The following is a 12,179-nucleotide window of genomic DNA, read 5'->3' as shown; positions in this document are numbered from 1 at the left end:
TGCTGACGGGCGGGCTGCTGGTGGGAGGCGGCTTTTTGTGTGCCGTGCAGCTCTCTCTTTTATACGGTCGCGAGCTGGCGCCAAACCACACGCGCTATATGGCCGGCCTGCTCACCACCGGGTATGCGATAGGGCAATTGATTGGCCCGATGACCTCGGCGTTATCAACCTGGCTTACCCACCGGCTGGAGCCCGCGCTGGGGCTGGCGGGCGTGGCGCTGTTCGTCGGCGGAGCCCTGGTCTGGAATCGTCACGCTGAAAGGCAACAGCAATTGCAATAATTATCGTCGTGAATACTGGATTATGTGCGCCGCCTCACGCACAATGAACGCATACTTTTGCCACAACGAGGGCAAAAGACGCCACACCTGCAGGAGAACAAAATGTCATCACTCAGTAAAGAAGCTGCCCTGGTCCACGAAGCCCTGGTTGCGCGCGGTCTTGAAACGCCACTGCGTCCGCCCGTACAGGATTTGGACAATGAAACCCGCAAGCGTCTGATTGCCGGTCATATGACCGATATCATGGAGCTGCTGAATCTCGATCTGAGTGACGACAGTCTGATGGAGACGCCGCACCGCATCGCGAAAATGTACGTCGACGAAATTTTCTCGGGTCTGGATTACGCCAACTTCCCGAAAATCACCGTCATTGAAAACAAGATGAAAGTGGATGAGATGGTGACGGTCCGCGATATCACGCTGACCAGCACCTGCGAACACCATTTCGTGACCATCGACGGTAAAGCGACCGTGGCGTATATCCCCAAAGATACGGTGATTGGCCTGTCGAAGATCAACCGCATCGTGCAGTTCTTTGCTCAGCGTCCGCAGGTGCAGGAGCGCCTGACCCAGCAGATCCTGACCGCGCTGCAAACGCTGCTCGGCACCAATAACGTGGCCGTCTCTATCGACGCGGTTCACTACTGCGTGAAGGCGCGTGGCGTGCGCGATGCCACCAGTGCGACCACCACAACCTCGCTGGGCGGTCTGTTTAAATCGAGCCAGAATACCCGCCAGGAGTTCCTGCGCGCCGTACGTCACCACAACTAAGTCTTACAGGGCAGGGACCATGGAGCGAAACGTCACGCTCGATTTTGTTCGCGGCGTCGCCATTCTCGGTATCCTGCTGCTTAATATCACCGCCTTCGGTTTGCCGAAGGCGGCTTATCTCAATCCTGCATGGTATGGCGACATCACCCGCAGTGATGCCTGGACGTGGGCGATCCTCGATCTCTTTGCGCAGGTCAAATTCCTCACGCTCTTTGCCCTGCTGTTTGGCGCAGGCCTGCAGCTTCTCCTCAAACGCGGTACGCGCTGGATCCAGTCGCGCCTGACGCTGCTGGTTATCCTCGGCTTTATTCACGGCCTGTTCTTCTGGGACGGCGATATTCTTCTCGCGTATGGGTTAGTCGGGCTCATCTGCTGGCGTCTGATTCGCGATGCGCACAGCGTTAAAAGCCTGTTTAACACCGGCGTGATGCTCTATGTCATGGGGCTTGCTGTACTGCTGCTGCTGGGGATGATCTCCGGCGAGGCGACTAACCGTGCCTGGATCCCGGATGCCGCTAACCTGCAGTACGAGCAGTTCTGGAAACTGAAAGGCGGTACGGAAGCGATAAGCAACCGCGCGGATATGCTGGGGGACAACCTCCTTGCGCTGGGGGCGCAATACGGCTGGCAGCTGGCGGGCATGATGCTGATGGGCGCGTCACTGATGCGCACCGGCTGGCTGAAAGGCGAATTCAGCCTGCGTCACTATCGGCGAACGGGTGTGGGGCTGGTGCTGCTCGGCGTGCTGATTAACCTCCCGGCGGTCATTACGCAGTGGCACATCCACTGGGATTACCGCTGGTGCGCGTTCCTGCTCCAGGTGCCGCGCGAACTGAGCGCACCGTTCCAGACCATCGGCTACGCGGCGCTGATCTATGGCTTCTGGCCAACGCTTTCCCGCTTGTGGATCGTCAGCGCTATCGCCTGCGTGGGCCGTATGGCGTTGAGCAACTACCTCCTGCAAACGCTTCTCTGCACCACGCTTTTCTATCGCTTTGGCCTGTTTATGAAATTCGACCGCCTCACGCTGCTGGCGTTTGTTATCCCGGTCTGGGTGGTTAACCTGGTGTTTTCTGTTCTCTGGCTACGTTATTTCCGCCAGGGACCGCTGGAGTGGGTGTGGCGTCAGTTAACCGCACATGCTTCAGGGGTATCATTGAAAAACACATCCAGATAACGATCTGGATCACAATCATTAACAAAACGGATGTAAGCGTTTTCATGAGTGTGAGCTTCTTCACGTAGTCCCCTTTCTCTCGCTGCCAAAATAGCCACCTTGCTAAACACAGGGGGTGTCTGTGAGTTGCTGCAATCCTTTGAAGGATGGTGAATATGATCACCATTCGTGACGTCGCCCGTCAGGCGGGCGTTTCTGTGGCTACCGTCTCGCGCGTGCTGAACAACAGCGCGCTGGTCAGCCCTGAAACCCGTGAAACCGTAATGAAAGCCGTGACCCAGCTCGGGTACCGGCCAAATGCCAATGCGCAGGCGCTTGCGACGCAGGTCAGCGACACCATCGGCGTGGTGGTGATGGATGTATCAGATGCCTTTTTCGGCGCGCTGGTGAAAGCGGTCGACGTGGTCGCCCAGCAGCATCAGAAATACGTCCTGATCGGCAACAGCTATCATGAGGCGGAAAAAGAGCGCCATGCCATCGAAGTGCTGATCCGCCAGCGCTGTAACGCCTTGATTGTCCACTCAAAAGCCTTGAGCGATGAAGAGCTAACCGGCTTTATGGATCAGATCCCGGGCATGGTGCTGATTAACCGTATCGTCCCCGGCTATGCCCATCGCTGCGTCGGGCTGGATAACGTCAGCGGTGCCATGATGGCCACGAAAATGCTCATTAACAACGGGCATCAGCGGATTGGCTATCTGGCCTCCAGCCATCAGATTGAAGATGACGACCTGCGGCGCGAGGGGTGGCAAAACGCCCTGAAAGAGCACGGCATTATGCCATCCGAAAGCTGGGTGGGAACCGGTACGCCGGACATGCAGGGCGGTGAAGCGGCGATGGTCGAGCTGCTGGGCCGCAACCTGCAGCTGTCTGCGGTGTTTGCCTATAACGACAGCATGGCGGCAGGGGCCCTGACTGCGCTGAAGGATAACGGCATTGCAGTGCCACAGCATTTATCACTCATTGGCTTTGATGATATTCCGATTGCCCGTTACACCGACCCGCAGCTGACAACGGTGCGCTACCCCATTGCCTCTATGGCGAAACTGGCGACTGAGCTGGCGTTACAGGGGGCGGCAGGGCTGCTGGATCCGGGCGCAACGCACTGTTTCATGCCGACTTTAGTGCGTCGCCACTCCGTCGCGGCCAGGCAAACTGTGGTTCCGATCACTAACTGATTACATGAGGTGATGTAACCGTTTTCAATCTGTGAGTAAATTCACAGTATCTTAACAAGGTGCTGACTATGATGTCAGCGTTTTAGGAGCTGAAACGCTATGTAACGGTGATTATTCACTTTCACTATAGCCAACGTGCCGCAAACAACGAATAAAACGCATTTCTGGAGCGTTACCGAACACGGAAGATAGAAATTTTATAAGTGAACTTCGGCTGTCAGTAACGTTTTATTAACACCTGCCCGCCGATCGTTATTCACAAGAACTACCCTGCATAAAAAAACCGGAGATACCATGAATAAGAAGGTGTTGACCCTGTCTGCTGTAATGGCAAGCATGCTTTTTGGTGCAGCAGCGCACGCTGCGGATACCCGTATTGGTGTGACCATCTATAAATACGACGACAACTTCATGTCTGTTGTGCGTAAAGCGATTGAGAAAGATGCGAAAGCAGCGCCAGACGTTCAGCTGCTGATGAACGACTCCCAGAACGACCAGTCCAAACAGAACGATCAGATCGACGTTCTGCTGGCGAAAGGCGTGAAAGCCCTGGCCATTAACCTGGTTGACCCGGCTGCAGCAGGCACGGTTATTGAAAAAGCGCGCGGCCAGAACGTGCCGATCGTCTTCTTCAACAAAGAACCTTCCCGTAAGGCGCTGGATAGCTACGATAAAGCGTATTACGTCGGTACCGACTCCAAAGAGTCCGGTATTATTCAGGGCGATCTGATCGCCAAACACTGGGCGGCGAACCCGAACTGGGACCTGAACAAAGACGGTCAGATTCAGTTCGTGCTGCTGAAAGGCGAACCAGGCCACCCGGATGCTGAAGCGCGTACCACTTACGTTATCAAAGAGCTGAACGACAAGGGTCTGAAAACCCAGCAGCTGGCGTTAGATACCGCGATGTGGGATACCGCTCAGGCGAAAGATAAGATGGACGCGTGGCTGTCCGGCCCTAACGCGAACAAAATCGAAGTGGTTATCGCCAACAACGATGCGATGGCAATGGGTGCGGTAGAAGCGCTGAAAGCGCACAACAAATCGTCCATCCCGGTATTCGGTGTGGATGCGCTGCCAGAAGCGCTGGCGCTGGTTAAATCCGGTGCGATGGCCGGTACCGTTCTGAACGATGCCAACAACCAGGCGAAAGCGACCTTCGATCTGGCGAAAAACCTGGCCGATGGCAAAGGCGCGGCAGATGGCACCAACTGGAAAATTGAAAACAAAATCGTTCGCGTACCTTACGTGGGCGTAGACCAGTCCAACCTGGCTGAGTTTATCGGTAAATAAGTTAGCGGTACTGTCTCCACTGGGCGCAATTCTTTGCGCCCTTTTATAACGCGATATGCGAGGCCAACAAGGTATAATTATGGTCAGCACAACTACTCAGTCATCCGGTGAATACCTGTTGGAAATGAGCGGTATCAACAAGTCATTTCCCGGCGTTAAGGCACTCGATAATGTTAATTTAAAAGTTCGTCCTCACTCTATTCACGCCTTAATGGGTGAGAACGGTGCGGGTAAATCAACATTATTAAAATGTCTTTTTGGGATCTATCAAAAAGATTCTGGCAGCATTCTTTTTCAGGGGAAAGAGATCGATTTCCATTCAGCGAAAGAAGCACTGGAAAACGGTATCTCGATGGTTCACCAGGAATTAAACCTGGTGCTGCAGCGTTCAGTCATGGATAACATGTGGTTGGGGCGTTATCCCACCAAAGGTGTCTTTGTCGATCAGGACAAAATGTATCGCGACACCAAAGCGATTTTCGACGAGCTGGATATTGATATCGATCCGCGCGCCCGCGTGGGAACATTATCCGTCTCCCAGATGCAGATGATCGAAATCGCCAAAGCGTTCTCCTATGATGCGAAAATCGTCATCATGGACGAACCGACATCGTCATTAACGGAAAAAGAGGTTAATCACCTTTTTACCATTATTCGCAAGCTGAAAGATCGCGGCTGCGGCATTGTGTATATCTCTCACAAAATGGAAGAGATCTTCCAGCTGTGCGATGAGATCACCATCCTGCGCGACGGCCAGTGGATTGCCACACAGCCGCTGGAAGGACTGGACATGGACAAGATCATCGCCATGATGGTCGGCCGTTCCCTGAACCAGCGCTTTCCGGACAAAGAAAACAAGCCGGGTGAAGTGATTCTGGAAGTGCGCAATCTGACCTCATTGCGTCAACCGTCTATCCGCGATGTCTCCTTCGACCTGCACAAGGGTGAAATCCTGGGGATTGCCGGGCTGGTGGGGGCAAAGCGTACCGATATCGTGGAAACCCTGTTTGGCATTCGTGAGAAAGCCGAAGGCACCATTACGCTGCACGGAAAGAAAATCAATAACCACAACGCCAACGAAGCCATTAATAATGGTTTTGCGCTGGTGACGGAAGAGCGTCGTTCGACCGGTATTTATGCCTATCTGGATATTAACTTTAACTCGTTAATTTCTAACATTCGCAATTACAAAAACAAAGTCGGGCTACTGGATAACTCCCGCATGAAGAGCGATACCCAATGGGTGATTGACTCCATGCGCGTGAAAACGCCAGGCCACCGCACCCAAATTGGTTCGCTGTCAGGCGGTAACCAGCAGAAAGTTATTATCGGCCGCTGGTTATTAACCCAGCCAGAAATTCTGATGCTGGATGAACCGACCCGCGGTATTGACGTCGGCGCGAAGTTTGAAATTTATCAGCTGATTGCCGAGCTGGCGAAAAAGAATAAAGGGATCATTATTATTTCTTCCGAAATGCCGGAATTGTTAGGGATCACAGACCGTATCCTGGTTATGAGCAATGGTCTCGTCGCCGGTATTGTTGACACCAAAACGACAACGCAAAACGAAATTTTGCGTCTTGCGTCTTTGCACCTTTAAGATCAGGGGCTCCTCATGAGTGCGTTAAATAAAAAAAGTTTTCTCACTTACCTGAAAGAAGGCGGTATTTACGTTGTTCTTTTAGTACTGCTGGCTATCATTATTTTCCAGGACCCTACGTTCTTAAGCCTGCTGAACCTGAGTAACATTCTGACCCAGTCCTCCGTGCGTATTATCATTGCGCTGGGCGTGGCGGGCCTGATCGTGACCCAGGGGACGGACCTTTCTGCCGGTCGTCAGGTGGGTCTGGCGGCGGTTATCGCGGCAACCCTGCTGCAGTCGATGGAAAACGCCAACAAGGTCTTCCCGGAAATGGCCACTATGCCGATTTTCGTGGTGATCCTGATTGTCTGCGCCATCGGTGCGGTGATTGGTCTGATCAACGGTATCATCATCGCCTACCTGAACGTGACGCCATTTATCACCACCCTGGGTACGATGATCATCGTTTACGGTATCAACTCCCTGTATTACGACTTTGTCGGTGCTTCACCCATCTCGGGCTTTGACAGCGGCTTCTCGACCTTTACGCAAGGGTTTATTGCGCTGGGCAGCTTCCGCCTGTCGTATATCACCTTCTATGCGCTGATTGCGGTCGCCTTCGTCTGGATCCTGTGGAACAAAACGCGCTTTGGCAAAAACATCTTCGCCATCGGCGGTAACCCGGAAGCGGCGAAAGTGTCCGGCGTAAACGTTGCCCTGAACCTGCTCATTATCTATGCCCTGTCCGGCGTGTTCTATGCCTTCGGCGGGATGCTGGAAGCCGGCCGTATCGGCTCTGCAACCAACAACCTTGGCTTCATGTACGAGCTGGATGCGATTGCAGCCTGCGTGGTGGGCGGCGTCTCCTTCAGCGGCGGTGTGGGTACCGTACTGGGCGTGGTGACCGGTGTGATCATCTTCACCGTCATCAACTACGGGTTGACCTATATCGGCGTGAACCCGTACTGGCAGTACATCATCAAAGGCGCCATCATTATCTTCGCCGTTGCGCTGGATTCACTGAAGTACGCGCGTAAGAAATAATCGTCTCTCGCGATACCCGGCCCGCTCACCGAGCGGGCTTTTTTTATGCCTTATGCCAGCTGTGACTCCTCTCGGGTCACAATGCGTTCAAACCAGTCGAGTTCAGAGAGCTTGCAGGCGACCCACTGTTCGGAAAAGGCGTCGCCCAGGCTGTCGGTGAGGTACTGACAGCGGGCAAAGGTCTCAATCGCCTCCTGCTGAAACAGCGGCAGTTCAGGTTGATCGTGCTGCGGTTCGGGCAACTCCTCCTCGTCGATATTTTCCAGCCCATACAGCATGCCGGTCAGGATAGTAGCAGCCACCAGATACGGATTGGCGTCAGCCCCGGCCAGCCGGTACTCGATACGACGGTTGTGGTCATCCGAGCAGGGAATACGCAAAGCGGCGGAGCGGGTGTTATAGCCCCAGGAGTTAAATACGGGTTCCGTCAGGTTTTTACGCAGGCGACGAAACGCGTTGACGCCTGGCGCAAGAATGGCGATAGAGGCGGGCATCAGCGCCAGCTGGCCCGCGATGCACAAACGCACCATGCTGTTCAGCGCGTTAACCGGGGAAGCAAAGACGTTTTCGCCGCGGCTGTCGTTGAGGCTGAAATGGAAGTGCAAGCCGCTGCCGGAAAGTTCGCTGAAGGGCTTGGCCATAAAGTTGGCCTGCAGGCCGTGCTTTTCGGCAACATATCGGGTCAGGCGACGCAGCGCCAGCACGTTATCGCAGACCTCAACGACGCGATGGCTGTGCTTCAGGTTTAATTCGTACTGACCGGACTCGGCCTCCGCTACGACCCCTGACAGCGGGATGTGCTGCAGGTGCGCCAGCTGCTCCAGCTCGTCAAACAGCGCGGCATGCGCCGACGAGGTATCCATATGAAAACAGCCCTGATTTTGCGGTTCCCGATCGTCATGCCCCGTCAGATAGAACTCGATTTCCGGGGCAATCACCGGGAAAAGGCCGTGCCGGTGGAAGCGGGCCAGCACGTTCTGCAGTATCACGCGCGGCTCAAGCGGGCAGGGGTTATCGTCGCTGTCTTTCATCGTCAGCAGGATCTGCGCGTTGTGCTGCGGATCCTGCGGACAGGGACGCAAAGAGCCGGCGACCGGAACGCAGAGTCGGTCCGGTTCATCATGAAGCGGGGCGGCGATTTTTCCCTTCTGATCCATCGAGTAGACCGAAAGGGGAAAGTAACAGCCTTTTTCCAGACTCAGCATGCTCTCCACCGACAGACGCTTGCCACGCATCGTGCCGTTGATATCGTTCAGGTAAACGTCTACATGTTTCGTCTGCGGGTAACGTTCCAGGTAATCGGCTACTTCCACTGAAATGTTGTGCTGCAGGGCGTCAATTTTTTCATCAAGCCAGAGACCGGAATTGAGTGCGCCAGGAAGTGATAAACCGGGAAGGTTAAAATACGGACGGAGACTTTTGAGGAAAAACGCATTCATTATCGAGTTCATAGTCATTCTTCAATGAAGCCGTAGCGGCAGTGAACTCAGCTTAAAAGAGCCGACGTAAAGGGGAGATAAAAAGCGTCAGGCCCGGCGTAAAGAAAGTATAAAGGCGGTGCTGTTATTTCTCTTTTTTCTGCATATCGAGCAGCTGCTCGGGCGTGACGGCCGGGTAACCCTGGGCGTCTTCCGGCACTTCGTGCATCGCCGGAATCGGCACCAGCGGGCCTAAAAAGCGCGGTTCGCGTTTGAAGATATACAGATCGGCCAGGGCACCAAAGCGGGCACCGAACTCGCGGACGCGCACGCTCAGCATATCTTTTGGCGACGGCACCGCATAGCACTGTGCCTGAATGCCCATGTGCAGCGCGATAAACAGTGCGCGTTCGCAGTGGAAGCGCTGGGTGATGATGATGAAGTCGTTGGTATCGAAGACTTTGCGCGTGCGCACGATGGAGTCCAGGGTGCGGAACCCGGCGTAGTCGAGCACGATATCGGCAGGATCCACGCCTGCGGCAATCAGGTCCTTACGCATCGTCACCGGTTCATTGTAGCTTTGCAGCGCGTTATCCCCGCTCAGCAGCAGGTAGTTCACCTTGCCGCTGTTGTAGGCGTTCAGCGCGCCCTGAATGCGGTAACGGTAATACTGGTTGATGACGCCGGTGCGGTAATACTTGGCGGTGCCGAGCACCACGCCAACCTGACGATAGGGCAGGTCCTGCAGGTCGTCAAAGATGTAGGGGGCGGTTTTCCAGCTCATCCAGCGGTCGAGACCGAGCACGATCAACAGCAGTATGCCGACCAGGACAGACAGGCTGTAAAAAACGCGCTTTAACATGCAGATGGCTCGTGCGTGGATGAAATTTAACTCAGGCTACTTTACCCGCCTGGTTAGCGCAAGAAACAGCGACTCAACTGAGGGGTTTTTCAGCAAACTGGCGGGCATTTCTGCCCGCCGGAAGGATTACGCCAGCAGTACGCGGTCAATTGTCGTACAGCCTAACGCTTTGAGCGTTGCGGCGGTGGCATCCCACTGGATCAGCGGCGCATCGGCAATCTCGGCCAGAATGGCGCGCTGAATGTCCGGATAGTCATAGCAGTTCAGGCTCAGCAGGTTAAGTGCGCCCTGCAGCGGCGGCAGCGTTGGGTTAAACGCGGCGTTTTCCGCATAGCTGCCGGTGAAGATTCGGCCATCGCGGCACTGCAGCGCCACGCCGCTCGGGGACTTGCTGTACGGCGTGTGGCTCTTGTTGGCGGCGGTAATCGCCGCCTGGCTCAGGTCATCGCCGGACAGGGCGAAACCGTGGTTCTGCTCGTCCATCAGCAGGGTTTTGATCTCCAGATCTTTCGGGCCAAACGCGTCAGGCAGATAATCCCCCAGCGTGTGCGGCGCGCGGCCTGGCAGATTGATGCGCAGCTGCAGCCCGCTGTTCAGCTCGTTCATAAACTGACGGCAGTGGCCGCAGGGGGTGTAGTTAACGGTAATGGCGCTCAGGGCTTTTTCACCGCGCAGCCAGGCGTGGCTGATAGCGCTCTGCTCGGCGTGAACGGTCTGCTGCATGGTTGCGCCCAGGAACTCCATGTTGCCGCCGAAGTACCAGGTGCCGCTGACGCCGCGCGCAATGGCCCCGACGTTGAAGTGGGAGAGATCGGCCCGCGCGCAGGCAGCAGCCAGAGGAAGCAGTGCGAAAGCCAGCGCGTCTTCATCCAGTCCCGTTGCCTGTTTCAGCATCGTGACCTGCTCCGCGGTCAGCAGGGCGGGGAAGTGTGCATCTGCCAGAACGGGAGCAAGGGCTGACTGCAAATTCTCTGCAAGCTGGGCGAAAGCAGCTTGAAAACGTGGGTGCATGGCGTTTGCCTCATAAAGGTTAATGGATCGGTAGTTTACGGAGCCGCCAGGGCTTTATATGTGATCCACTTCTCATTATGTATGCAACTAATGAAATCAAAATGAAATTTGCGCGACGCATCGCAAATTTTAGCCCATCACCGCCAGAATCAGCGGGAAAATGAACGGGGCCAGCAGGGAGGTAATAATCCCGCAGATCACCAGCGCCAGGGAGCTAAACGCCCCTTCCTGATAATCCAGCTCCGCGCAGCGGGCCGTGCCCAGGGCGTGGGAGGCGGTGCCCATCGACAGCCCCCGTGCCGCTTTAGTATGAATACGCATCGCGTTCAGCAGGGTGTGGCCAAACACCGCGCCGAGAATACCGACGAAAATGACGCACATCGCGCTGATGGCCGGAATACCGCCGAGGCTGCCCCCAACCGCCATCGCGATAGGCGTGGTCACCGATTTTGGCAGAATAGAGGCGGCAATTTGCGGCGAGGCCCCCATCAACAGCGCCACCGACGTACCGGTGATCATCGCCACCAGGCTCCCGACAAAACAGATGGTAATGATGGATTTCCAGCGGGCGCGGATCTGGTGCAGCTGCTCGTATAAAGGAAAGGCGAGCGCCACGACGGCGGGTTGCAGCAGGTCGTTTAAAATTTTGCTGCCGGCAAAATAACGCTCGTAAGGAATACCGGTAAGCAGCAGGAGCGGAATAATCACCACCATCGCCACCAGCAGCGGGTTCAGCAACGGCATTTTGAAACGTGCGGCAAGCTTGCGCGCGGCGAAGAACACCACCAGGGTTAACGGCAGCGACCACCAGATATTGGCCATCATTTTTTTGTTTTCTCCCCGATCACGTTACGTTCGCCATGCACCAGATGTGAACTCCAGCTCACCACCAGGAAAACCACCAGCGTACTGACCGCGCAGGAGACCACAATCGGGCCGAACTGGGCCTTGAGCAAATCAAAATACTGCATGACCCCGACGCCGATAGGCACGAAAAGCAGCGCCATATAGCGAATGAGGACGAAGCAGCCGGGGTTGACCCACTTTGCGGGCAGGATTTGCAGCGCCAGCAAAACGAAGAGGATCAGCATGCCGATAATGCTGCCGGGGATGGTGATGGGCAGCAGCGACGCGATGAAAATCCCGGCATACAGACAGGCGTAAATCAGGACGAATGCGCGCAGATATTGCCAGATAATGTTCAATGATTTGCTCATGGTGATAGTCCTTGCTGAAACGCATTCATCATACAATTAAACCTAAAAATGTGCCATGGATCACATCATGAATTTTGAGCATACCAGACATTCCGGAATGGAACGTCCGGTATCGCCTTACCGGTGCAGGCTACAGTTTAGAGGAAAGGGATTGCTCTGGCGAAACGGCTTACCAGAGAAGGTATCAGCGACAGGCGGTCAGTTTATCGAGAAAAGAAAACAGCACCAGGTTCATTTCGCAATAATCATGGGAGCGGAGTTTTTCTGCCGTTTCGACAAAACGGAATTCACCCGCGCGGCGGAGGTCACTCTGCGAATGCTCAATCAGCAACTCTACCAGCTCCG

At 55.0% G+C, this 12,179-nt stretch carries 12 protein-coding genes and 1 pseudogene; 7 read left to right on the top strand and 6 right to left on the bottom strand.

Annotated features, from left to right (window positions below):
• From DOU50_RS03495 to mglC, 7 genes are all read left to right on the top strand, one after another.
• The coding region (locus tag DOU50_RS03495; protein WP_148768826.1) for a YbfB/YjiJ family MFS transporter at positions 1-281 on the top strand (281 nt) is incomplete at its 5' end.
• A 102-nt stretch (positions 282-383) separates the two neighbouring features.
• Positions 384-1,052, top strand: coding sequence for a GTP cyclohydrolase I FolE (gene folE, locus DOU50_RS03490; protein WP_008500927.1), 669 nt, complete (start codon positions 384-386; stop codon positions 1,050-1,052).
• Between the two features lie 19 nt (positions 1,053-1,071).
• Complete coding sequence (gene yeiB, locus DOU50_RS03485) at positions 1,072-2,229, top strand: DUF418 domain-containing protein YeiB (RefSeq protein WP_148768825.1); 1,158 nt, start codon at positions 1,072-1,074, stop codon at positions 2,227-2,229.
• A 155-nt stretch (positions 2,230-2,384) separates the two neighbouring features.
• Positions 2,385-3,407, top strand: a complete 1,023-nt coding sequence (gene galS, locus DOU50_RS03480; protein ID WP_024908165.1) for an HTH-type transcriptional regulator GalS — start codon at positions 2,385-2,387, stop codon at positions 3,405-3,407.
• Positions 3,408-3,701: 294 nt separating this feature from the next.
• Complete coding sequence (mglB, locus tag DOU50_RS03475; RefSeq protein ID WP_024908164.1) at positions 3,702-4,700, top strand: galactose/glucose ABC transporter substrate-binding protein MglB; 999 nt, start codon at positions 3,702-3,704, stop codon at positions 4,698-4,700.
• A gap of 79 nt (positions 4,701-4,779) precedes the next feature.
• Entirely contained in the window at positions 4,780-6,300 is a 1,521-nt protein-coding gene (mglA, locus tag DOU50_RS03470) for a galactose/methyl galactoside ABC transporter ATP-binding protein MglA (protein ID WP_008500922.1), read from the top strand.
• Between the two features lie 15 nt (positions 6,301-6,315).
• Positions 6,316-7,326, top strand: coding sequence for a galactose/methyl galactoside ABC transporter permease MglC (gene mglC / locus DOU50_RS03465; RefSeq protein WP_008500921.1), 1,011 nt, complete (start codon positions 6,316-6,318; stop codon positions 7,324-7,326).
• Positions 7,327-7,376: 50 nt separating this feature from the next.
• Here the strand turns inward: mglC and DOU50_RS03460 are convergent, their stop codons facing one another.
• The 6 genes and pseudogenes from DOU50_RS03460 to DOU50_RS23650 form a co-directional block, all read right to left on the bottom strand.
• Positions 7,377-8,765, bottom strand: a complete 1,389-nt coding sequence (locus DOU50_RS03460) for a glutamine synthetase family protein (RefSeq protein WP_148768824.1) — start codon at positions 8,763-8,765, stop codon at positions 7,377-7,379.
• A gap of 124 nt (positions 8,766-8,889) precedes the next feature.
• Positions 8,890-9,606 carry an outer membrane permeability protein SanA gene (sanA, locus tag DOU50_RS03455; RefSeq protein WP_008500918.1) on the bottom strand — a complete coding sequence of 239 codons (717 nt, stop codon included), beginning with the start codon at positions 9,604-9,606 and terminating at the stop codon, positions 8,890-8,892.
• A 126-nt stretch (positions 9,607-9,732) separates the two neighbouring features.
• On the bottom strand, positions 9,733-10,617 hold the full coding sequence (gene cdd / locus DOU50_RS03450; protein WP_148768823.1) for a cytidine deaminase: 885 nt from the start codon (positions 10,615-10,617) through the stop codon (positions 9,733-9,735).
• A 129-nt stretch (positions 10,618-10,746) separates the two neighbouring features.
• A complete protein-coding gene (locus DOU50_RS03445; protein ID WP_148768822.1) occupies positions 10,747-11,442 on the bottom strand; it encodes a CidB/LrgB family autolysis modulator in 696 nt (231 codons plus the stop codon).
• The gene (locus DOU50_RS03440) at positions 11,439-11,834 is read right to left on the bottom strand and encodes a CidA/LrgA family protein (RefSeq protein ID WP_014884558.1); all 396 of its coding nucleotides are present in this window, start codon (positions 11,832-11,834) and stop codon (positions 11,439-11,441) included. Before DOU50_RS03440 ends, DOU50_RS03445 begins: the two co-directional genes overlap by 4 nt.
• Before the next feature lie 184 nt (positions 11,835-12,018).
• A pseudogene (locus DOU50_RS23650) lies at positions 12,019-12,179 on the bottom strand (glutamine amidotransferase); the annotation flags it as partial.

It is taken from the genome of Enterobacter sp. C6 (assembly GCF_008122455.1).
In the GTDB taxonomy this organism is placed as follows: domain Bacteria; phylum Pseudomonadota; class Gammaproteobacteria; order Enterobacterales; family Enterobacteriaceae; genus Enterobacter; species Enterobacter pseudoroggenkampii.
This window is presented reverse-complemented; position numbering and strand designations above follow the sequence as displayed.